The sequence below is a fragment of the Paenibacillus sp. Aloe-11 genome (genome assembly GCF_000245715.1).
Classification (GTDB): domain Bacteria; phylum Bacillota; class Bacilli; order Paenibacillales; family Paenibacillaceae; genus Paenibacillus; species Paenibacillus kribbensis.
In genome coordinates, this window is record NZ_JH601050.1 from 621,516 (window position 1) to 644,653 (window position 23,138).

The 23,138-nt window shown below is 46.4% G+C and carries 22 protein-coding genes and 1 other RNA gene; 15 read left to right on the top strand and 8 right to left on the bottom strand.

Going from position 1 to position 23,138, the window contains the following annotated elements; genetic code table 11:
* Window positions 1-42: 42 nt before the first annotated feature.
* The 4 genes from WG8_RS08955 (at window position 43) to WG8_RS08970 (ending at window position 4,104) form a co-directional block, all read left to right on the top strand.
* Entirely contained in the window at window positions 43-1,458 is a 1,416-nt protein-coding gene (locus tag WG8_RS08955) for an MATE family efflux transporter (RefSeq protein WP_007429811.1), read from the top strand.
* A gap of 215 nt (window positions 1,459-1,673) precedes the next feature.
* Window positions 1,674-2,753, top strand: a complete 1,080-nt coding sequence (locus WG8_RS08960) for a tetraprenyl-beta-curcumene synthase family protein (protein ID WP_007429812.1) — start codon at window positions 1,674-1,676, stop codon at window positions 2,751-2,753.
* A 23-nt stretch (window positions 2,754-2,776) separates the two neighbouring features.
* Window positions 2,777-3,748, top strand: a complete 972-nt coding sequence (gene pfkA, locus WG8_RS08965) for a 6-phosphofructokinase (protein WP_007429813.1) — start codon at window positions 2,777-2,779, stop codon at window positions 3,746-3,748.
* 146 nt (window positions 3,749-3,894) lie between these two features.
* The gene (locus tag WG8_RS08970; protein WP_007429814.1) at window positions 3,895-4,104 is read left to right on the top strand and encodes a DUF3906 family protein; all 210 of its coding nucleotides are present in this window, start codon (window positions 3,895-3,897) and stop codon (window positions 4,102-4,104) included.
* On the opposite strand, the gene WG8_RS08975 is transcribed toward WG8_RS08970, so the two are convergent.
* The 4 genes from WG8_RS08975 to WG8_RS08990 form a co-directional block, all read right to left on the bottom strand.
* Window positions 4,101-5,471, bottom strand: coding sequence for an MATE family efflux transporter (locus WG8_RS08975; protein ID WP_007429815.1), 1,371 nt, complete (start codon window positions 5,469-5,471; stop codon window positions 4,101-4,103). The genes WG8_RS08970 and WG8_RS08975 overlap by 4 nt on opposite strands.
* 38 nt (window positions 5,472-5,509) lie before the next feature.
* On the bottom strand, window positions 5,510-6,688 hold the full coding sequence (locus WG8_RS08980; protein WP_007429816.1) for a putative glycoside hydrolase: 1,179 nt from the start codon (window positions 6,686-6,688) through the stop codon (window positions 5,510-5,512).
* A 220-nt stretch (window positions 6,689-6,908) separates the two neighbouring features.
* Entirely contained in the window at window positions 6,909-7,097 is a 189-nt protein-coding gene (locus WG8_RS08985) for a hypothetical protein (protein WP_007429817.1), read from the bottom strand.
* Window positions 7,098-7,269: 172 nt separating this feature from the next.
* The gene (locus WG8_RS08990; protein ID WP_043890891.1) at window positions 7,270-8,091 is read right to left on the bottom strand and encodes a YitT family protein; all 822 of its coding nucleotides are present in this window, start codon (window positions 8,089-8,091) and stop codon (window positions 7,270-7,272) included.
* 325 nt (window positions 8,092-8,416) lie between these two features.
* Between WG8_RS08990 and WG8_RS08995 the strand changes: the two genes are divergently transcribed.
* The 4 genes from WG8_RS08995 (at window position 8,417) to WG8_RS09005 (ending at window position 11,855) form a co-directional block, all read left to right on the top strand.
* Window positions 8,417-9,997, top strand: a complete 1,581-nt coding sequence (locus WG8_RS08995) for a DEAD/DEAH box helicase (protein WP_007429819.1) — start codon at window positions 8,417-8,419, stop codon at window positions 9,995-9,997.
* Between the two features lie 234 nt (window positions 9,998-10,231).
* On the top strand, window positions 10,232-10,999 hold the full coding sequence (locus WG8_RS09000) for a YesL family protein (RefSeq protein WP_007429820.1): 768 nt from the start codon (window positions 10,232-10,234) through the stop codon (window positions 10,997-10,999).
* Between the two features lie 52 nt (window positions 11,000-11,051).
* Window positions 11,052-11,246: non-coding RNA, 6S RNA (ssrS, locus tag WG8_RS26380), on the top strand.
* A gap of 216 nt (window positions 11,247-11,462) precedes the next feature.
* Window positions 11,463-11,855: a DUF1499 domain-containing protein gene (locus WG8_RS09005; RefSeq protein WP_043890939.1), complete on the top strand. Its 393-nt coding sequence runs from the start codon at window positions 11,463-11,465 to the stop codon at window positions 11,853-11,855.
* Between the two features lie 90 nt (window positions 11,856-11,945).
* On the opposite strand, the gene tpx is transcribed toward WG8_RS09005, so the two are convergent.
* Window positions 11,946-12,464: a thiol peroxidase gene (tpx, locus tag WG8_RS09010; RefSeq protein WP_007429822.1), complete on the bottom strand. Its 519-nt coding sequence runs from the start codon at window positions 12,462-12,464 to the stop codon at window positions 11,946-11,948.
* Between the two features lie 119 nt (window positions 12,465-12,583).
* Between tpx and WG8_RS09015 the strand changes: the two genes are divergently transcribed.
* Both WG8_RS09015 and WG8_RS09020 read left to right on the top strand, forming a co-directional pair.
* Window positions 12,584-13,207, top strand: a complete 624-nt coding sequence (locus WG8_RS09015) for a rhomboid family intramembrane serine protease (protein WP_007429823.1) — start codon at window positions 12,584-12,586, stop codon at window positions 13,205-13,207.
* Window positions 13,208-13,304: 97 nt separating this feature from the next.
* Complete coding sequence (locus tag WG8_RS09020; protein ID WP_007429824.1) at window positions 13,305-14,234, top strand: LysR family transcriptional regulator; 930 nt, start codon at window positions 13,305-13,307, stop codon at window positions 14,232-14,234.
* Window positions 14,235-14,330: 96 nt separating this feature from the next.
* Here the strand turns inward: WG8_RS09020 and WG8_RS09025 are convergent, their stop codons facing one another.
* Window positions 14,331-15,002: a zinc metallopeptidase gene (locus WG8_RS09025; protein WP_007429825.1), complete on the bottom strand. Its 672-nt coding sequence runs from the start codon at window positions 15,000-15,002 to the stop codon at window positions 14,331-14,333.
* A 43-nt stretch (window positions 15,003-15,045) separates the two neighbouring features.
* A complete protein-coding gene (locus WG8_RS09030) occupies window positions 15,046-15,477 on the bottom strand; it encodes a MerR family transcriptional regulator (RefSeq protein ID WP_007429826.1) in 432 nt (143 codons plus the stop codon).
* 294 nt (window positions 15,478-15,771) lie between these two features.
* Here WG8_RS09030 and WG8_RS09035 point away from each other — a divergent pair, with 294 nt between their 5' ends.
* From WG8_RS09035 to WG8_RS09050, 4 genes are all read left to right on the top strand, one after another.
* Complete coding sequence (locus tag WG8_RS09035) at window positions 15,772-17,175, top strand: ammonium transporter (RefSeq protein WP_007429827.1); 1,404 nt, start codon at window positions 15,772-15,774, stop codon at window positions 17,173-17,175.
* A 47-nt stretch (window positions 17,176-17,222) separates the two neighbouring features.
* Window positions 17,223-18,305, top strand: coding sequence for a DUF294 nucleotidyltransferase-like domain-containing protein (locus WG8_RS09040; RefSeq protein ID WP_007429828.1), 1,083 nt, complete (start codon window positions 17,223-17,225; stop codon window positions 18,303-18,305).
* Window positions 18,302-19,039, top strand: a complete 738-nt coding sequence (locus tag WG8_RS09045) for an exonuclease domain-containing protein (RefSeq protein WP_007429829.1) — start codon at window positions 18,302-18,304, stop codon at window positions 19,037-19,039. Before WG8_RS09040 ends, WG8_RS09045 begins: the two co-directional genes overlap by 4 nt.
* 175 nt (window positions 19,040-19,214) lie before the next feature.
* Complete coding sequence (locus WG8_RS09050; protein ID WP_232289073.1) at window positions 19,215-19,814, top strand: TlpA family protein disulfide reductase; 600 nt, start codon at window positions 19,215-19,217, stop codon at window positions 19,812-19,814.
* 44 nt (window positions 19,815-19,858) lie between these two features.
* Here the strand turns inward: WG8_RS09050 and cimA are convergent, their stop codons facing one another.
* Complete coding sequence (gene cimA, locus WG8_RS09055) at window positions 19,859-21,475, bottom strand: citramalate synthase (protein WP_007429831.1); 1,617 nt, start codon at window positions 21,473-21,475, stop codon at window positions 19,859-19,861.
* Window positions 21,476-21,774: 299 nt separating this feature from the next.
* Between cimA and WG8_RS09060 the strand changes: the two genes are divergently transcribed.
* Complete coding sequence (locus tag WG8_RS09060) at window positions 21,775-23,055, top strand: DNA polymerase IV (RefSeq protein WP_007429832.1); 1,281 nt, start codon at window positions 21,775-21,777, stop codon at window positions 23,053-23,055.
* Window positions 23,056-23,138: the final 83 nt, after the last annotated feature.

Sequence of the window (23,138 nt, forward strand, 5' to 3'; positions counted from 1 at the left end):
GAGGCTGAGTTGGAAATCATTTTAATTGAAGGAGTTGATAAAATGAGCACAGCAGAGGCTAGTCCCCAGCCTTCCTTAATTGAAGGTCCCATTGCCAAAACGCTGTTTATGTTCTCTTTGCCGATGCTGTTCGGAAACATTCTGCAATCCTTGAATGGAACCATCAATTCGATCTGGGTAGGGAAGTTTCTCGGCGAGGCCGCATTGACTGCCGCTTCCAACGGAAATATTATTATGTTTTTTCTGATCAGTTCGATCTTTGGCGTCACGATGGCCGCTACCATATTGATCGGACAACATATCGGTGCAGGAGACATTGCTGAAACCAAGCGTGTCGTAGGCACAAGCGCCGTTTTTTTTCTAGTGCTTGCTTTGGCTATAGGCATTATCGGTTTTTTGGGTGTTCCGTGGATTCTCCATGTGCTTAATACACCTGCCGAATCGGTGGACATGGCAATCACGTATACGCGTATTATTTTCGCGGGCATGCCCTTTTTGTACGGCTATAACTACATTATGACCGTCATGAGAGGGGCAGGGGATTCCAAAACACCGTTTTATTTTCTGCTCGTCTCCGTCGTGCTGGATGTACTGCTTAACCCGCTGTTCATATTCGGATGGGGGCCGATACCCGCAATGGGCATAGGAGGTTCCGCAGTGGCTACCCTGATCGCTCAAGGGATCAGTTTTGTGCTGATTCTCATTTATCTTTATCGTGTAAAATATTTTTTGCGTATTACCTCTTCAGAGCTTCACTTGCTGAGATTCGACTGGAAGATTATTTGGACCCTGATCCGTAAGGGAGTGCCGATGGGTCTGCAAATGATTGCTGTCTCCACCAGCGCAATTGCGTTAATGAATTTGATTAACGGCTACGGGACTGTGGCAGCTGCGGCATATACGGCAGCGAATAATTTGTCCAGCTATGTGCAGATGCCCGCAATGGCGCTAGGTGCAGCAGTGTCTTCCTTTGCTGCCCAAAATATCGGAGCCGGACGTTGGGATCGAGTGCGCAGGACAACCTGGATTGGGATTGTGTACAATTTTGTGTTGACTGGCGGAGCTGTGGTACTCATTTACGTGTTTAACCGTCAGGCCCTGCTAATGTTCCTTCCTTCTACAGGTGGTGCATTGGAATTGGGGATGCGGATTAATCTGATTACCTTGTGGTCCTTTGTTATATTTGGCATCACCAATGTCATTACAGGCGTTGTTCGATCTACGGGCTCCGTAATGATACCGCTTTTAATTACCATTATTTCATTATGGGGCATCCGTATACCTTTGGCCTATGCGTTTGTCGATGAGTATGGTTTAGATGCTGTATGGTGGAGCTTTCCTGTTGGTTTTGTTATCTCTGCGGTGGCCGTCGTGTTCTATTATGCTTCCGGGAAGTGGAAGCAAGCGAGCATGGTAGAGGTCTCACAAGGTATGAAGCCAGCAAAGGATGAGGGATAAGTAGGACGTTTGTGCTATTCATGACTATTAAATATTACAGGTGTGCCTCTTTTTGTGAAAATAGCCCATTTTTCTTGGATCATGATTTTGCAAAATCCTCGGATAATAAAGAAAAAAGTGAGGTTGTTCATTTGTGCTAAAAGGACGATCATATTATAATGAATATGGTTTGGATAGGTATAATTACGTAGACAACAATGTGGAGGCACCGTCATTTGAGTTATGTTGAGCAAGGACGTTATCAAGTACCGAGAGGCCCCATAGGTCTAATGAGCCGAATGTACAAGCATATTCTCCCTGAAACAAAACAAGAATTGGGCAACTGGAAGAGCAAGGCGGAGCAGATCCCGGATCCCGAGTTGAGAGGTCAGGCACTTGCGAGTATAGCGGAAAAGACGTTTCACTGCATAGGTGGCGCGGTTTATGCCGCAGCCAATATGTCTGCGCGGCAGACGCTAATTCCGCTGATTGTGGCGTACCAGACCATTAGCGATTACCTGGACAACTTGTGTGATCGCAGTACGTCTATGGACCCGGATGATTTCAGGCTGCTGCATCAGTCTATGCTGGATGCGGTTAATCCGGCGGCTAAGCCAGTGAACTATTATGAATTGCGTCGGGAGCAGGAGGATGACGGTTATTTGACCGGGCTGGTGACAACCTGTCAGTCTTGTGTAAGCAGGCTTCCGGGCTATGAGGCGGCAATGCCTTACGTTCAGGATTTAGCGGGATTATACACGGATTTGCAAGTATACAAGCATATTAAACCCGAGCTGCGGGAACAAGCGCTTTTGGACTGGTGGTCGTTACATAAGGATCGTACACCGGAGTTGCGCTGGAACGAGTTTGCCGCGGCTACGGGCTCAACCCTGGGGGTCTTTATGCTGTTTCTTGCTGCCAGCGATCGGCATCTCACAGATGCGGGGGCTGCCTCAATACATGCATCGTATTTTCCACATGTGTGCAGTCTTCATATTTTGCTGGATTATCTAATCGATCAAGACGAAGACCGGAAGGGCGGAGATCTGAACTTTTGCAACTATTATAAAGATACCGACATGATGCTGGACCGGATCGCCTACGTTGTGAATCGGGCGCGGGCTGATATTGCAGATGTCCCTGCCAGCTCCTTTCACCGGATGATTATCGAGGGATTGCTGGCTTTATATTTATCCGACCCCAAAGTTAGCGAGCAGCAGGATGTGCGCGCTGTTTCGAGACGTTTGATGAAAAACAGTCCGCTCATGCGTTTGTTTTTCTTATTGAACAGTCGATGGATAAGAAGGCTTATATGATTATTTTGAGGAGGTCATAAATCATGACAGCAGTTAAGAAAATTGCAGTATTAACAAGTGGTGGAGATTCACAAGGGATGAACGCAGCAGTTCGCGCCGTTGTGCGCAGCGGTTTGTATTTTGGACTGGAAGTGTTCGGGATTCAACGCGGCTACCAAGGCCTTTTGAACGATGATATTTTCCCGATGGATCTGAGAAGCGTCGGAGATATTATCCAACGTGGGGGTACGGTACTCCAATCTGCCCGCTGCCTTGAGTTTACGACTGAGGAAGGACAAAAGAAAGGCGCGCAAATTTTGCGTGACCGTGGAATTGATGGCGTAGTCGTGATCGGTGGCGATGGTTCCTACCAAGGGGCTAATAAACTGACCAAGCAAGGAATTAAAACCATGTGTCTTCCGGGTACGATTGACAACGACATTTCCTTTACGGACTACACCATTGGTTTTGATACGGCGGTTAGTATCGTAGTGGACGCGATCAATAAGCTGCGTGATACGATGTCATCCCACGAACGTTCTTCCATTGTGGAAGTTATGGGACGTCATTGCGGAGATATTGCTTTGCATGCAGGGCTGGCTTCCGGCGCGGAAACTATTTTGGTGCCTGAGGTAGAGTTTAACCTGCAAGAAGTAGCTGATCGGATGACACAAAACTTCAAGCATGGCAAACGCCACAGTATTGTTATCGTTGCTGAGGGTGTAGGCAAAGGCGAAGATGTAGCAAAAGTAATTCAGGAAAACTGTCCGGCGTATGAGCCGCGTGTTACGGTGCTTGGGCATATCCAGCGTGGGGGCACGCCAACTGCGTTTGACCGTAATCTGGCCAGCCGTTTGGGTGACTTTGCTGTTCGCCAATTGATCGAAGGCGTATCTGACAAGGCTTGCGGAATGATTGATGGTAAACTGGTAGCTACAGATATTGGCAAGGTAGTAAGCACGAAAAAAGAATTCAATATGGAACTCTACGAGCTGGCATTGCGTTTGTCCCAATAATAGGAGCCTTTACTTATAGCAGATCGGTACTAATCTCTGAAGAAACGTAAAATCATGCGGATGACCCGAGTGAGTCATCCGCTATTTTTTTAACTGAGGATTTTGCAAAATCCTGAACTTTGAAACCTGTGAGGAGGCTGTAACGCATGTATTTGTTCAAAATCGAAGTGGATAGCTCAGAAGGTGCTTTGACAGTCATTCTCGCGGCTGAAAATGAAGAACAGGCATTTAAGGAGATTGATCAGCATGTGGAGAGACACTTTCTGTATCCCCCCAAGCTGAATGAGGTGGCTATTGTGGAGAAGAAAAGAATAACTCCAGGCACAGCATATGTTATCGAGACACGCAAAGGCTAGACAGCCTCTGCGTGTTGTTTTTTTGCGGTAAAACGACGTTGTACCAGCATCAGACGCCAGAGCAGCAATACAGCGCCTACTGCCAAACCTGTAATCAAACCGATCCAGTAGCCATAGGGACCCCAGGATGTCCAACGTGCGAGCATATACCCCACGGGAAGCCCAATGACCCAATAGGACAGGAATGTGAGCAGAAAGGCCGCATTGACATCTTTATACCCGCGTAGTGCTCCTTGAGTAGGTGTAGCGATCGCATCTGAGATTTGAAAGAAAATCGCATAGATTAGAAAATGCTGAGTCAACTGAATAACTTGCGGATCGGTGGAATACAGCCTGGCCACCTGTTCACCCCAGATGAGCAGCACAATAGCTGTAATCAGTGACAGAACCACTGCGGTGCTGATGCCCAGTATACTATAGGTTCTAGCATCCCGTGGACGATTAGCCCCTGTTTCATAACCAACCAGAATCGTAAGTGCCATACAAATGCTAAGTGGAAGCATATACAGCGTGCTTGCAAAGTTCATGGCGGCCTGATGAGCCGCGATGGTGGATGTATTATAATTGCTCATCAAGAGAGTAACGGCAGAGAAAATGGCAGTTTCAAAAAATATCGCAAATCCAATCGGTACTCCAATATGAATAAGCTCTTTCCAGGCGCTGGCAGCAATTCCGTATATTTTGCGGAAAATTCGATATTCGGCAAAATTCTTGCCTCGATGCGCAGTAATGCCAGCGACCAGCATAATGATCCAATAGGTGGTGGCGGTTGCAACCCCAGATCCCACACCACCCAGACGTGGAAAACCCCAGTTTCCGTAAATAAGCAAATAGTTTAACAGAATATTGATGGGGAGTGACATCAGCGTGATTGCCATTGTAAATCGTGTTTGTCCCAAGGCATCCATAAAGCTTCGGAGCACAGTGTAGGCGAATAATGGAATAACCCCAAATGCCATCGCACAAAGATAGTAAAGTGCAACGTTATGAACCCTTGGTTCCAATTTCATGCCGTTCAAAATAGGATTAACGAGAAAAATGCCTGCAATCAGAACGATCATGGACAAGGCAAGAGAGAGCCAAAGCGCTTGAATGACATAGTAGGAAACTTTATCTTTGCGCTGTGCCCCGACCAGTTGGGACACAATCGGCGTGATCGCCATCAGTATGCCATTGAGGCCTGTTTGTACGGGAATCCAAAGACTTACTCCGATAGCTACACCAGCCAGGTCGGCAGGAGAAAAGTGCCCGGACATATTGGTATCAAAAAAAGTCATCGCGGATAATGCGAGTTGGGTAATCAGGATGGGTAGCAAAATGTAAAGTAGCTGTTTCCATTTCTGACTCATTGTAATTGTTGATTGCATTTTATTTCCTCATTTACTAAATAATTGTTACTATGACGTTACTTGTACGTTACTCCGCTCGTATAGCGGTTTGTTGCATTCCAAAGCAAATATTCATCCACCTTCATATCCTTGAGCGCTCGAATTTGATCCTCGACCTGGATTTTCCCATACCTGGCATAATGGCCACTGCCTAACCAGCTGGCGGTAAAATCCTGAATCCACGGACGAATAATCGGCTTCAGCTTGCCTGTTGGATCCAGCTTTTTATGTGTATCGACCATGGAGCCTTTTATCGTCTGATAAGGATTTTTATCAGGGTCTTGTACACCAAACCAGCCTGTTGTGTAATGACTTGGATAGACCATTGGCGAAATGACGTCCACGTTCTCAGAGATTTTAGTAAAATCCTGTCCGATTCCCTCGGCAGCAGGAACAGAAGCGGCATATCCGAAAATATCTACAGACACCCGCACACCTATGGGAGCAAGCTGTTTGCGAGCATATTGTACGAACTCGGCTACAGCATTCGAGCGTGATTGCTCCGACTTGGTATATTTTAGCTTATCTGCTCTTTTCTCAAAGCCTTCGGGAAAACGTACATAGTCAAACTGAATCTCCTTAAAACCGAGCTGGGCTGCTTCCTTGGCAATGGCGATATTATAATCCCATACCTCTTTGTTATAAGGATTGACGAACCCGTCTCCCTTGCCGTTTTTCCAGACCGACCCGTCAGGATTGCGGAACGACATTTCGGGATTTTTGTTAGCCAGCACGGTATCTTTAAATACGACGATCCGGGCGATTGGATAAACCTTATGCTTTTTCAAACGGTCCATCAAACCGGAAATATCGCGAATAAATTTTTGGGGCTTGCCCAATTTCAGCAGTTCGGGGCTGGTCGTTGGATAAGTTATGTAGCCTGCATCATCTTTAATGTCAATGACCATAGCATTGAGCTCTGTTTTATCGATCAAATCCAGCAGCTGATTCATGCGCGACCCGCCTGCGCTATAAGCCGTTACATAAATGCCTTTGATAGCTGGCGTGGTCGGCTGCGGGTCTAATTTGACCGGAGGATTGGATGCATCTACCTTCATGCTACTGTGCTGGGCCTGAATCATGGCGCTGCCGAGCGTTGTTGCTACCGTATCTTTTAAACTTGGTATATTGGCTGTCTGTTCTCCATTTCCACTCATCCCCAAGGCGATTAACATCATTGCCCAAATCATATTCATTCCCCAGTTCTCTCCCTTATGTCTGTTGCTTACCTGATTATACGTAAATTCAGGTATCCAAAAAACAACATCTTTGTAACCAAAACTGGTGAAAGCCATCAGGCACAGTCTTACATGATTAACCCAACGATCGATCGATGAATCCACATCATTGCATAAATAATGCCGCTTCTTCGCGGCTGTAGGCACAACCGGAAGAAGCGGCACTGAGTGAAGCGATTTATTGAAGATAATTATCGTTCTGGTGCTCACAAATACTGTACTGAATAATTTCTAGCGCATCCGTTGGCTTGAGAATGGACATCCCGTCCCGAAGGACAATCATCGAGTTCAGCTCATTCTTTTTGAGAGAAGGGAGCATTTCAGGATACCATCTTAAGACGATGTCGGACAGTTTTACCGTTTCCATTTCCACAATAATCACCCTTTCCTGTTCGGAATCATTCCAAAAGAATCATTCATTACGAATCGGAAAAGCAAAGTGCCTGTGAAATAGCAGGTAAAGCGGTCTTTTAAATATGATGGGAACAGCGCACGTATAGTGTACCACAAGAACTGAATTTTGACACTCAGGTACATGCTTATCTTCGGCGGAAGAATCCCATGACTCCAACGGTTTCCACAATATTAACGAAAGCAGACGGGTCCACTTCCTTAATGATACGCTTTAATTCGACCAGCTCATAGCGTGTTGTAACAGTCATTAGCATATCCTTTTCCGTATGTGAGAATGCACCTTCAATTTTGATTTTGCTGACACCGCGTGGCGTGGTCAACATCCGGCTCAACAGTTTTTCGGTGTGTCCTGTAATGATGTAGACGGTGATTTTCGTATGGCTTACATAAATTTGATCCAGGACTTTCCCTGTCACGAAAATGGACAGCATTGATGCCAGCGCAATATTCCAATCTCCGTTCAAAAATCCTGCCGCGAGAATGATCAGCCCATTCAAACCGACAAGTACAGTTCCTACGGGGAAGTCACGATAACGGGTAACAATGGAGCCGATAATGTCAAAACCGCCAGTAGACCCTCCCACCCTGAAGGAAACCCCTGCTCCAACGCCGATCAGTACCCCGCCAAAGACGGAGGCCAGCAGTGTATCCGATACGACAGATTGTACCGGAACCCAGGCCAAAATCCACGTTGTAACAACAACGGATAAGATGCTCAGGCTAATAAATCGCTTGCCCAAAATAAACCAGCCTGCAATAAGCATCGGGATATTGATGACAAAATACATGGTGCTGATATTGAATTTTGTGAAATAGCCGATTAACATGGAAAGCCCGGCTACTCCCCCGCTCAGCAGGTGATGGGGCACGAGAAACAGATTAAAACCGCATGCTATGGCAGCGGCTCCAAGAATGACTGTGAAGCAGTTTAACACTATTTTTAACAACTTTTTTTCACCTCATTTAAATTATGCGGGAAGCAACTTGCTGGTATTCATGAATTGTTCTGTGCTATAATGCGATGTGGATATTCTTGAGTAGGGACCTATGTCCAGAGAAACACTTAAAATTTAAACTGTTTTAAAAAGGGTAAATTCGTTTAAGATGTATCGGATAGGGTTCCCTGAGTCATTACAGAAAGTTGCAGTTTTAAGCCAAAATAAACTGTTACTGTATTGGGGAAAACTTATACAATAATATCGCTACTTAAGAATACAGACAACATTGTGGATTGTCCACCACATCCACCATTATGAAGGAGTATGAATAAATTTGACGACATTTGCAGAATTTGATCTTGAACCTAAAGTAATTCAGGCGATTACGGAGCTGGGTTTTGAAGAAGCTACACCAATTCAGGCCAAATCCATTCCGATTGCACTGCAAGGCAAAGACATGATTGGCCAAGCCCAAACAGGTACTGGTAAAACCGCAGCCTTTGGTATTCCACTGATCAGCAAAATTGCCAGAAACGACGAAAAAATCAGAGCCCTGATTATGGCTCCAACACGCGAGCTTGCGATTCAGGTAGCTGAAGAAATTGAAAAACTGTCCCGCTTTAAAGGTCTCCGCACGTTGCCAATCTATGGCGGCCAAGATATCGTGCGCCAGATTCGCGCTTTGAAAAAGAAACCTCAAATTATTATTGGTACACCAGGACGCCTGCTCGATCATATTAACCGCAAAACCATCAAGCTGGAAGACGTAAACACGGTTGTTTTGGATGAAGCGGATGAAATGTTGGATATGGGCTTCATGGAAGATATCCAATCCATTTTGAAGCAAGTTCCGGACGAGCGCCAAACGATGCTCTTCTCGGCTACAATGCCTCCTAATATTAAAAGACTGGCTGAGCAATTCCTCAAAGATCCTGAGCATGTTTCAGTTATTCCTAAACAAGTTAGCGCTCCACTGATTGAACAGGCCTATATTGAAGTTCCTGAACGGCAAAAATTCGAAGCATTGAGCCGTCTGATCGATATGGAATCCCCAGAACTCGCCATCGTATTCGGTCGTACCAAGCGTCGGGTAGACGAGCTGGCTGAAGCTCTGCAAAAACGTGGATATTCTGCAGATGGTTTGCATGGTGACTTATCTCAAAACCAGCGCGATGCTGTTATGCGCAAATTCCGCGATGGAAGCATTGACGTGCTCGTGGCGACTGACGTGGCTGCTCGTGGTTTGGACGTTTCCGGCGTAACTCACGTTGTGAACTTTGACCTTCCACAAGATCCGGAAAGCTATGTTCACCGTATTGGCCGTACTGGCCGTGCAGGTAAAGAAGGGGAAGCATGGTCTTTCGTAACGCCTCGTGAAATTGATCATTTACATTTCATCGAACGTGTAACTCGTCACCGTATTCCTCGCAAGCCGCTTCCAACACTGGCCGAGGCTCTGGAAGGCAAACAACGCATCATCGCAGAACGCCTTTTGGAAGCTGTAGAAAAAGGTGAGTTGAACGAGTACAAAGGTTTGGCGATTCAAATGCTGGAGCAATATGATTCTGTACAACTTCTTTCCGCAGCTCTGAAGCTGATGACTGGTGAGAAGAGAGAAGCATCAATTGAGCTGACTCCTGAAGATCCAATCCGTGCAAAACGTCGTAAACCGGACATTCGTTCTGGTGGTCGCAAGCCGTCCAACTATAGCGGTCGCAGCAATGGAGGCTATAATTCCAACCGTTCTGGCGGTAGTGGCGGTAAAGGTGGATATGGCGGTTACAACCGTGGCAAAGAAGGCGGTGGCTACAACCGTGATTCCGGAAGCCGCTACAGTGGAGATCGCAAACCACGCACGAGCAGCAATGGAGAAACTCGTCGTCCTGCAAGACGTGAAGATTCCTCTTCCGAATAAGCATTAATATATTGAAAAGCCGAAGTGAATACCAGCTTCGGCTTTTTTTTGTTTTAGTGGCAGAGATGCTCAATAACCCCCTGCTTGGCAAAGGGACCTGCTGTGACGAACTACCTGTTGAATTCACTGGCGCATTAGGGATGAAATACGTTATGATATAGTCAACAGCCGGAATTTACAGGCATAGCAACATGAGTCTTGGACTGTCAAGGCTCACGGAGGGAGAGACTAGCATTGGAGTTTAAAGGAGCTATGGGTGGTATTTACCGCTTGACGGAATGGATTACCCGACTGGCAGCTACCAATTTATTATGGGTGTTATGTTCGTCGCCTTTTATGTTCTGCCTCATACTCAAACTACTTGTCATGAATCAGAATTTGGCTAATGAATCTTTACAAATGAACTGGGCAATGGCTATTTTGGCACCGCTTACCTTATTCCCGGCCACATCGGCTATGTTTACCGTTGTTCGCAAATGGGTGATGGGTGACACAGATACCGGTGTGTTTCGTACTTTCTTTAAAGGCTACAAGGAAAACTATAAGCAGAGCCTGATCGGGGGCATCTTTTACACGTTGCTGTTTGTTATCATGTATGTGGATTATACCGTTTATATGACACAACTCAGCAACCTGCAAATCGTAGGCGTTATCATGCTTATTCTTATCATTATTCTGCTCGTGTCTATGTTTAACTTCTTTTCGATGGTAGCTCATTACCATATGTCTATCGGACAAATTATGAAAAATGCGGTTTTACTGACGCTGATTCGACCATTTCGTGTATTTTCCACTATGCTCGGCAGCGCTGTTGTTATATTTATCGGGGTCAAATATCCCGTGCTCTTCTTATTCTTTATCGGCAGTGTTGTTGCCTGGTTTGCTTTCTTTAATTTTTACGGAACATTTCTCAAAATGCAGGATCAGATGGAAAAGATGAAGCAGAAGGATGAGGAGCAAGAAAGCGTTGAGGACAAGAAAAGTGATAACCTCCAAAAATAAAACAGATTTCTCCTAGCATTTACTTTCTGAGTTAGAAGCGCTATAATAAGGTCACATCCTGCGATGCGCGTTACGGTCATTTGTTGTTTTGAACCAATGACAATGTCTAGGGAGATCAATACGGATGAATAGCTGAAAAGCCCTGTCAATTCCTGACAAGGGGACTTCAAAAGTTTGTTCTGCGATCACCCACCTGCTAAAGCAGGTTCAGAAGACGCTATGGTCGAACGGCATCAGCGGGTATTCCGCAACGTAATGAACACACTCTGGTACTGCTTTATGCAGAAACAGGGTGTTTTTTGTATGCAACAATGTTAAACTAAGACATGAGGCACTAAGGTCGCATGCCACAGGTATGATCGGGCTCACTTTTGGTTGTTTATCGTATTTTATAAAGCGCTTGCAGCAAAAGAGGTTCGGTGTGCCGCATGATGGCAACGATTATCGTGAAGGAGGAAATGTCTTGTCGTTGAAGAGGACTCTGGTAGGGATTGTGCGCAGCCAAGAAAGTACAAGCGACCGGGTCAAGGACCCCCAAATGAAGACACGCTATTATAACTTATCGAGAGACAAGGCTTGGGAAGAAGTGACATCGATCTTAAAAAAGATTCCTGGCTATAAGGTACTCCATGAGGTAGCATCCGTAGGTGAGATTACGTTGGAGAAGCGAACGGCGTTCGGCAGAACTGTCGATATTACTGTTTCTATATTATCTGTTTCGCCAGTTCGGAGTGCGGTGGATATTTATTCCGCGTCACGCGGATCGCTGGGGGACTTAGGTGCGAATTATCGTATCATTTTGCAGCTGTTCACGATGATTGACAAGAAGCTGTCCGCTTATAAGGTCGTGCAGTAATTGTACGTGTGAGCAGTGGTGAGACAGACCCATGTCAAAAAAAGCGAGGAAGGCAACCCTTCACTCGCTTTTTTAATATTCTTTCGTGATTTAGACGAGTTTTTTCACCGCTGCAATCGCTTGATCATAGTCAGGGTGCTCGGACATTTCGCTCAAGTATTCCACATAAGCGATTTTGTCATTTTGGTCAATAACAAAAATAGCCCGATGATCCAAATGGAATTCCTTGATGAACACGCCATAAGCTTCACCGAAGGAATGATCCTTGTAGTCGGACAATGTCAAAACGCGGTCAATGCCCGCAGCTCCGCACCAACGAGCTTGTGCAAACGGAAGGTCCACGCTGACAGTCAATACTACGACTTGATCTCCAAGGGAATCGGCTTCTTGGTTAAAACGTCGAGTCTGTGCGTCACACACGCCTGTATCCAAAGAAGGAACTACACTGATCAGTTTGACTTTTCCTGCAAAGTCTTGAAGCGTAGCTGCTTCCAGCAGGTTTTTCTGCAATTTGAAATCAGGTGCCTGATCTCCAATTTTCAATTCAGGACCTAAGAGAGTCAATGGATTGCCTTTAAAAGTAGCAGCTCCTGTACGTTCTTGTGCCATATGTAATAGCCTCCTTGGTTTTTAGATTGGTTATCGTTGCCGAAATCTATTATAATCTTTTATAAAAGACATTGTCCAATTTGAATAAGGTGGAGACACCCCGTGAAGGAAGGATTGCCTTGATTTTTTTACGTTATGAGAACTGGAAAAGTTATTTGCGTTTTTACCCGGTGACCTGTCTGATTTTGCTCATCAATATTGTGATGTTTATTGTGCTTACCGTACAGGGGGGATCGCAGAATAGTTTAACACTGATTCGGTATGGCGCCCTGATTAATGAGGCACCTTTCACTGATCAGCTATGGCGCTATGTGTCAGCTATATTTTTACATGCAGGGTTCGATCATCTTTTGTTTAATTCCTTCGCGATCCTTGTTTTTGCTCCACCGCTGGAGCGCTTGCTGGGCTCCTTGCGCTATGTTTTGCTGTATTTGGTCACAGGTATTGTAGGGAATGTGATGTCCATCGCGCATTACAACATGGTAGCGGAAACGACTGTCTCTGTAGGAGCCTCAGGAGCGATATATGGCATCTATGGTGCATTTCTGTACGTTGCCCTGTTTCAACGCTCATTTATGGATGATGCTTCACGCAAAACACTGTACACGCTGCTCGGATTTGGTATCCTGTTTTCTTTCGCTGTGGCGAACATTAACTGGACCGCTCATTTTGGCGGCTTGCTCAGTGGGTTTTTCCTATATGGATTGATGGTTAGATTAACTGGTCAACGTAAACGTCACTAAAGACAGCTTTATCGTAAGTAGGCAGGGGAATAATGAGGATGATGTTCGATAACATCTTCCTTCGGATGTTGAAAAACAGATTGGAGCGAATATCGGAGTGGAATTACGACAGTTGCAATACTTCATGAAAGTAGCGCAAAAAGAACATGTCACTCAGGCAGCCGAGGAGCTACATGTGGCGCAATCTGCGGTTAGTCGGCAAATTCATCAGCTTGAAGAGGAGTTGGGGGTTAACCTTTTTATGCAAAAAGGCCGCAACTTGCAGCTTACGCCGGTGGGACAGCTATTTTGCAAACGGGTTGAAACGATTATAAAGGACTTGGAACGGGCTGTTTTGGAGGTACATGAGTTTTTGGACCCTGAAAGGGGCGAAATCCGCATCGGTTTTCCACACAGTTTGGGGATTCATCTTATTCCTACGGTGGTGGCTGAGTTCCGTAAGCGGTATCCCAATGTTAAATTCAGATTTAAACAGGGGATGTATCCGAGTTTGATCCGTGATGTGTCCGCAGGTGAGGTGGATTTGGCTTTTGTATCTCCATTTCCGGATCGGCATGATCATGTTGAGGGGGACGTGGTACTGACTGAGGAGTTGTTTGCAGTCCTGCCGCCTAATCATCCTTTGGCTACAGCCAAACATATCACGCTAAGTCAGCTTAAAGGTGAGAAGTTTATCCTGTTCAGAGATGGATATTCACTGCGTCCGATTGTATGGCAGGCTTGTCTGGAGGCTGGTTTTACGCCGGATATCGCTTTTGAAGGTGAGGAGACGGATACAATTCGCGGATTAGTTGCAGCCGGTATGGGGGTCAGTCTTTTGCCTGAAATGGCATTATTTCAGACCAATCCACTTCAGCCAGCAAGAGTGTCGATTGTTGATCCAGAGGTGACGCGAACGATTGGCTTGATTCACCGCAGGGATGACAAGCTTCCGCTCGTTGCCAAATCGTTTCGCACTTTTTTGTTGGACTACTTTGGTCTTCAAGGCAGTGCAGTTGCTCCGAATGGGAGTGCTAAAGCAGATTGAACGCAAGTGAGTGCAGAGTATTAGCATAGATAGAAAAAAAGGTTGTTCCTCTACCATCACATGGCGGAGGAACAACCTTTTTTGCAATACAAGCGATTAGTCGCGACTGTTAAAAATACCAATCAAGCGGATCAGTTCCAGCAAGGAAACGAGAGCGGCGGCCACATAGGTTAATGCAGCTGCATTCAATACTTTAGCGATACCTCGTTCTTCATCACTACGGATAAAGCCTTCAGAAACCATAATTTCACGTGCGCGGTTGGAAGCGTTAAATTCGACCGGCAATGTAATTAATTGAAAAGCAACCGTAGCCGAGAAAAAGATAATACCCAGACCGATCAGGTTCGTAAAGCTGAACAAGAAACCGGCAATCAGCAGAAACGGTGCAATACCGGATGCAAAGTTGACGATCGGAAAGATACGGTGACGCAGTGTCAGCATCGGATAATGCTCTTTATGCTGAATCGCATGACCGACCTCGTGACAAGCCACAGCAACCGCGGAAATGGATTTTTCATAATATACTGGCTCGGACAGGCGTACCACTCGATGTATCGGGTCATAGTGGTCAGATAACGCACCCGGTACCGGTTCAATCGGAATATCATGCAAACCATTACGATCCAGCATGTGCCGGGCGGCATCATAACCTGTCAGCCCATTTTCGTTGGGGACGTCAGACCACTTGTTAAAAGTACCTTTCACACGAAATTGCGCCCATAAGGATAATCCGAACGCAAGAATAATCAATATATACATACCCATCATAAAGCAATCCCTCCATTATTGTTTCATCATACAGCCCGGGAACCTACATCAAAGAGCTATGCTCCAGCAAATACTTCAGAGCTTCGATACAAGCAGCGCTTTGCGGGAGTAGACCCGTAAGTAACTTGCGAGCTTGAACGGGCTTGAGCTGCCCCAGAAGAGGCTGTAGCTCATTGACTTCACGCTCCAGACGCTGCATGTGCATCTCCAGACTCGTCAGCTTGTCTGTGACGTGATCTTCCCCTGCAACCGAGCTCCATTTAATAAGCGTCTGTTTGATTTCCTCGAGGCTATACTTCTCTTGTTTCATTTGGTTAATACGTTCAAGCCTTTTTAAGGTTTCATCATTATAAAGCCGATAATTTTTCAATGATCGTTCTTCAGGTGTGATCAAACCGAGCTTTGTGTAATAATCAATGGTTCGTTCGCTGACACCAGCCGCCTTGGCTAGTTCACCAATTCGATACAGCTTCATATCCCCATCTATCCTCACCTCACGCTCTTCATTCAACCTTCAAAATTTCGATCTGCAAATCAAGTGCTTAATAAGAATATTTTACATGATTCTCAACCATACAGTCAAACGTTATACTTTTTCAGGACTGAAACAAGCTACTTTTATAGTTAGTAAATGTGACATGAGAAGTTCTATTGCTTGTTTTTTTAACATGGTAAAAAAAATCTTGTCAACTTTCATGTGTTCTGCTTATAATGACAATAAGAATTTCACGAAATGTAAAGAAACATAACATTCAAGGGAGTGGGCTTCATGAGAAAAAAGTGGTTAGTTGCATTATTGGCCATGGTGACGGTACTGGCTTTTCCGGTAGGTGCATTCGCTGCTGACGGTCCGACAAATGTGCAGCTTCAAGCAGGCTTAAATACGGCATTTACCTTCTTGGCATTTATACTCGTGTTCTTCATGCAAGCGGGATTTGCGTTGCTGGAGGCTGGTTCTACACGAATGAAGAATGCGGGGCATGTCGCTGGTAAAACGATTCTTACTACGGGAGTTGCGGCCTTGTCCTTCTGGGCACTTGGATTTGGACTCGGCTTTGGCAACGATGGCGGCAACGGATTTATGGGATTGACGGGTTTCTTTATGAGTGGTATTGATGCTGCAGCATCATTTGATTCTCTCTCCGCTCTGGATGTTCCAATCACCATTATGTTTTTATTCCATTTCGCTTTTGCTGCGGTTTCTCTTTCCATCGCATGTGGAGGAATGGCAGAGCGTGCAAAATTAAGTGTATACATTATTTTCGGTATTTTGTTCTCCATCGTGATTTATCCGGTTGTAGCTCACTGGGTATGGGGCGGTGGCTGGCTTGGTAAACTGGGTATGCAGGATTATGCCGGTTCGACAGTAGTTCATCTGACGGGCGCTACGGCGGCACTTGTCGCTACGCTGCTACTCAAACCGCGTCTGGGCAAATTTAATAAGGATGGCAAGCCGAACATTATTCCTGGCCACAATCAGGTGTATTCGATTCTGGGCGTTATTATTCTTTGGTTTGGCTGGTTTGGATTTAACCCGGGTAGTGCAGTATCGGCTATGAATGACGGATTTTTCGGATATGTGGCGTTGACTACCAATATTGCAGCTGCGGCAGGCGGGGTTTTTGCTTTGCTCGTATCCTGGATGGTATACGGAAAAGCAGATATTCCTTCGATGCTGAATGGTGTACTGGCGGCGTTGGTTGCCATTACCGGTTCTTGTGCTTTTGTAGCTCCTTGGGCAGCTCTGGTCATCGGTGCCGTAGCAGGGATTGTCACCTTCTTCACAGCACAATGGTTTGAGCGTGCAAGAGTAGATGATCCGGTGTATGCTTTTTCTGTGCATGGTATTGCAGGGATGTGGGGTGCGGTATCGACAGGATTGTTCGCTACTCCTGAGCTTGTAAAAGTAACAGGTGTAGGTCAAGCGGGGCTGTTTTATGGCGGCGGATTTACACAATTAGGAGTACAGCTGCTTGGACTGGTTGGTACCTTTGCCTTTGTGTTCGTCATTTCCTTCATTATTCTGGGTGCAATGAAAGCAATGATGGGCATTCGCGTTACAGAAGAGGAAGAAACCATGGGGCTGGATATCAGTGAACACGGTACGTACGGCTATCCAGAACAAATGAAGTTGGTTGCAGAGGCTGAAAAGCGTTCTGGTATTGTAAACTAAGTTGTAGAATATAAAGAGCCAGTATGGAGAGCGGAGGAGATGGTAGTATGGAACTGCAAAATATGGCCCCTTGGGTGAGTTCCGCCGAAGCGATTGACCAAGCAGACACGCCTGAATCGCTGAGGCAGGCCAGGGTCGATTCTCAAAAATGGCTGCTGGCTTCCCAAGCCTCCGCTCCGTTATCAGACTGGTTACAAACGGCGAATGAAATGCATGACCGTATCGCGGCCAGAGCTGTACAAGTGTGCGAAAAAGGGATGGTTGAGGATGGCTTCGGCCCCCCTCCCGTCCCTTACGCATTTATAGCCTTCGGAAGCATGGGGCGCTCGGAATCGACGCTATGGAGTGACCAGGATAACGGTATGATTATCAGTGATATGGTATCCGCGGACAAAGAATTGTATTTTAGCGAATTGGGTCGCAGAGTATCCGCGATTCTGGAGAATTTGGGCTACCCCAAATGTGAGGGGAAAGTGATGTGTTCGGAGCCGTTGTGGCGTCGTACATTGTCTGAATGGCAGGAGCAGCTAACGAAATGGTCGGATGATTTTGCCTGGGAGCCGATCCGTTATCTGATCATCTCGTCTGATATGAGGCATATCGCTGGAGATGAACAGTTGTCATGCGAATGGAAACGTAGCTTTTATGGGCTGTTCCGAAAACATCCCGATTTGCCTATAGCGGTACTCAGGAACACGGTCAGGCATAAAGCGACACTTAATATTTTGGGTCAGATCGTCACCGAACGCTTTGGGGAGCACGCGGGCGATTTTGATGTGAAATACGGGCTGTATATTCCACTGGTAAATGCAGTACGCTTTCTGGCGTTGCAGCACGGAGTAGAGGAAACCTCTACGCTGAAAAGACTGAGACGCCTGGCGCAATTGGAGGCCGCACCGCTGCCTTTGCTGGACGCTTGTGAGCGGGCCTTTCGGATTGCACTTCAGCTTCGAACGGCAACTCCGGTGCAGGAAAAGGATGGATTGCTGATCAGCAACGGCTACCTGGCCGTCAAGCCGCTGAAGCAAGGCAAGGGCTGGCACGAGCTGCGTGAGGCTCTTTCGACGGTGCGACGGCTCCATCGTGCGCTGCAAAGACAGTTGCGATTTATGGAAGGGAGAAGGCCATGAAGGAACCAGCGCAGGGAGGCGGCTTTTGGAGCGCTCTCCGTAGAGGAGGAGTACCGTCTGCCATCGCTTCAGTAATGGGGGCTCCTACGGCTCAGCAGATGGCGTTTATTCGCTCCTTAACCCGGGAGCAGCGGCGCTCTGAAGTTTTGCGGACCCCGCTGGAGCGTTTGGAGACGGTTGTTTTTGATCTGGAGACGACGGGATTTTCTGCGCAGCATGGTGATGAGATTTTATCGTTTGGAGCGATTCGGGTTGTCGGGGATACAATTATGGAAAAAGAGCAGTTTTATACGCTTGTCAATCCACGTACAGTGATTCCTGAGCATATTACCGAGCTAACCGGGATTACCCGGGAAATGACGGATGAGGCTCCACCGCTTATGAATGGGCTGCATGATTTTATGTCCTTTGTAGGTGGGCGTGTACTTGTAGCGCATGCCAGCGCTCATGACAAGGCTTTTTTGAATGCTGCTTTATGGAAAACATCTAAAGTTCAGCTGACTCACCGAGTTCTCGATACGATGATGCTTGCCAAGTGGCTTGAGCCGCAACAGCACCAAACGTATAGCCTGGATGAATTGCTGACCTATCAAAGCATTCCGATTGAGGGGCGGCATCATGCGTTAGAGGATGCAAAAATGACAGCTAAGCTGTGGGTGGCGTATGTACAGGAAATGCTAGAGCGTAATGTGACTAACTTGGCAGATGTTTATGCACATTTAAGTCATGCCTGATCTCGTGTACGTCGCTAGCGCTCAGGTTGCACAAAAACAGCAAGTCCGCGACTGTTCGTGGGTTTGCTGTTTTTTTTGTGCACATATGCAGATGGGGAAGGTTAGAGTTGGGAGCAGACTGGGTATCCTATGGAGAAGTTCAAGGTAAGTTTAATGAAAGTCAGGTGATTGGATTGTGAAAAGGCTTGATTGTATGAGATTAGGGATAGCTATGCTGGTTGTGGGAGCGACTGCATGGGGAGTTATTGCAAACGTGGCTTATGCAACAAGTCTGCCCATTAAAAATGTACTTTCCCAGGAGGGATATAAGGATGGGGAAATCAAAAAGCTAAAACCTGGTCAACGGCTTCCAACTATGATTTTAAAGGGTTTAAACGGTAACTCCTACGATGTGGGGGCTACACGCAACAAACCGCTGGTTATTAGCTTTTGGGCTTCATGGTGTGATCCGTGCCGTGTGGAAGCGCCTATGCTAAATGAGTTGTATCGCAAGTACAAACAAGATGTAGATGTATATGGGATCAATGTAACTCGCTATGATCGACTGGAGGATGTGCAGAAATTTTCCCGCGCTTTGGGCCTGCAATTTCCGATTTTGCTTGATGAGCAAGGGGCATTATTTGAACGGTTTGGGGGAGCAGCGTTTCCGACTCATGTATTGGTTGATCATCATGGACAGGTGCACGAAATTATCATCGGCATGCTGAGTGAGCAGGAATTGGATCGTAAAATACAGATGCTTCAAAAAAAGAAGGTGTCTTTGAGGTCCCGATAGGTCCTAAAGACACCTTTTAGAAGCATTCCTTCGTCTGATTAGGATTAGTGGTTAATTAATCCCTGGTGAGTAAGGTCTGCCTGCTCGTTTTTGGGAATCGGTGCTTCCAGCAACGCATAACGGAAGCTGTCCAGGAGAGCTTCCCAACTGGCTTCAATTACATTTTCGGATACACCTACGTTACTCCAGACGTCTTCGTAATTTTTGGATTCTATGAGTACTCGTACTTTGGCGGTGGTGGCATCTTTTTCGTCGAGCACACGCACCTTGTAATCAGCCAGATGCATGTCCCGCAAGGCAGGGAAATATTGGGAAAGGGCCTTGCGAAGTGCATTATCGAGTGCATTGACAGGACCATTTCCTTCAGCAGCGGTATAAACACTCGTCCCTGCGACATTTAGCTTCAAGAACGCCTCGGATACGACCGGTCTGCCTGCTGTTTTTTCTACCAGCACCTTGAAGGACTCGAACGAAAACATTTCCTTCACTTGACCGCCTGCTTCCCGAATGAGCAATTCCAGTGAAGCATCGGCCCCTTCAAACTGGTAGCCCTGATGCTCCAGCTCCTTGATGCGGCTAATGACGCCACGCGCTTCATCACTGGACGGATCAAGGGTGATGCCTAGCTCCTGCGCCTTGGACACAACATTGCTTTGTCCAGCCAATTCGGAGACCAGTACCCGCTGTTTGTTGCCCACCAGCTCAGGAACGATGTGCTCGTAAGTTCGCGAATCGCGCAAAATAGCTGACACATGGATGCCGCCCTTATGGGCAAAGGCTGCATTGCCGACATAAGGCTGGTTCACAGGCATATTGACGTTGGCCACCTCGCTTACAAAGCGGGCTGTATTGTAGAGCTGCTTCAGCTTGTCATCACCCAGACAATCGTAGCCGAGCTTGAGTTGCAAATTTGGAATAACGGAGCATAGGTTGGCATTACCACATCTCTCGCCATATCCGTTAAGAGTGCCTTGAACCTGTCTTGCGCCTGCCTGAACTGCGCTAAGCGTGTTGGCTACTGCCAATTCACAGTCATTGTGTGTATGAATACCCAATTGAGATCTTGTCAATTGACTATGCAACGTAGTGACAATTTCCTGTACTTCATGCGGCATGGTGCCACCGTTTGTATCGCACATCACGAGCCAGTCCGCGCCTGCTTCTTCTGCTTTTTTCAAAACGGCGAGTGCGTATTCCGGGTTGTTTTTATAGCCGTCAAAAAAATGCTCGGCATCAAAAATAACCTCCATGCCTCCTTGCTTTAAAAAGGCAATGGAATCATAAATCATGGACAAATTTTCCTCCAATGTCGTCTGCAAAGCGGTGTCTACATGGAAGTCCCATGATTTACCTACCAGCGTAGCAGCCTGGGCGCCGGATTCCAGAATCCGCTGCAGATTGACATCCTGTGCTGCGATGCTATTCTTGCGGCGCGTGCTGCCGAAGGCGACAATTTTGGCCTGAAGTCCCAGCTCTTGAACCCGTTTGAAAAATTCGATATCCTTGCTGTTGCTCCCGGGAATCCCGCCTTCAATATAATGAACACCGAGATCATCAAGTTTTTTGGCGATTTTCAATTTGTCGTCAGCAGACAAGCTAATTCCTTCTCCTTGAGTACCGTCTCGCAGCGTTGTATCAAAGATAGAAATAGCGGTGGACATGAGGGACTCCTCCTTTGCGGATTGCTCAGATTTTAATGAAACTTTGCTTTTTAAGCCGATTTGTTTAGTTGTTTAACGCTTAAAAACAGGAAAGCGTCAGCCTGCCTTGTTCGTATGATACTCGATTATATCAACTAATGACTGCAAATGTAATATATAATTATCATTTTATGGCCGGAAAGTCTTTATTCTCATGTAAAATCTCATGTAAAATAGAAGGAGAATCCGGATCTAAATTTAAACCAAGAGACATATTCCCGTAAGAACGGGTGAATTTACAGGTAAAAGAAGGGTTGAGCGTGAAAGATGTCAGTGCTTATTATCCGGTCGATGGGCGAGTTATTTTGCATGTGGATATGAATGCATTTTATTGTTCCGTTCATGCAGCGGAGGAACCGGAGAAATATAAGGGGTTGCCTACCGCCGTAGCTGGCAGTAGTGAGCTGCGCAGAGGTGTAATTGTAACCTGTTCCTACGAAGCCCGACGCTTGGGTATTTCAACAGGGATGGTTGTTCAGCAGGCGCGCCGGATTTGTCCACAGCTCATCGTAATACAGCCTGATTTTCACTTGTACCGTCGTTATTCCAAAGCGTTTATGAGCATTGCTTATTCGTATACGCCTATGCTGGAGGCCACTTCGATTGATGAATGTTATCTGGACATTACAGGTTCCAGGCAGTTTGGAACACCTCTGGAAATTGCAGAGGAAATCCAGCGCAGAGTCAATGATGAGCTTGGCTTGCCCTGCTCAATCGGAGTGGCGCCCAACAAGCTGTTAGCGAAAATGGCCTCTGATTTAAAAAAGCCGCGTGGAATATCGGTTTTGCGTCTGCGTGATGTGCCCGGCATTTTGTGGAAGCTACCTTGCAGTCAATTGTTTGGTGTGGGTCGCAAAACGGCAGACAAACTCCTGCAAATGAACATTCGCACGATCGGGCAACTGGCCAAGGCGGATGAACAAATGTTAATTGGTGCATTTGGCGTGACAGGATCGTGGCTCAAATTGGCGGCTAACGGGATTAATCATTCTCCAGTCAGCACGGAACGGGAACCTAACAAGTCCATCGGTCATACGACTACTTTGCCTATGGATGTGGTGAAGCTGGAAGAGGCTCAGCGGGTACTTCTTAACATTAGCGACCAGGTAGCCCGGAGGCTTCGACGACACGGTATGCTGGCAGGAGGTATTCAGCTGACGATTCGGACGCCAGATATGAAAACTTTTACGCGTTCTCAGATTAGAAGTACTCCTACGGAAAGTGCTGAAGACATATATAAGGAAGCTTGTGCGCTGTATCGTCGTCATTGGGGAGAGGACAAGCATGTGCGTTTGCTGGGAATTACGCTGCAGCAGCTCATTCCGAAGGAGGAAGCGGCCGTTCAGCTGGATCTTTTCGAATACCAAGATCAGCCGAAGAAAGAAAGTCTATTGAAGACGATGGATGCGCTGCGCGACAAATTTGGTGAAAATGCAATTTTGACTGCCGGGATGCTGGGAGATGATCCTTCAGTGCTTCTTCGCAATTCCAAACTGCGTGGAACTTCACTGCAAAAAGACAATCTTCCGTCCCCTGAGTGAATTTTTTGGTGAATTTATGCAGAACAGCAGAAGGTTATACTATAAGTGTTTTTTACATCAAGGATAAATGAAAATAATTTGTA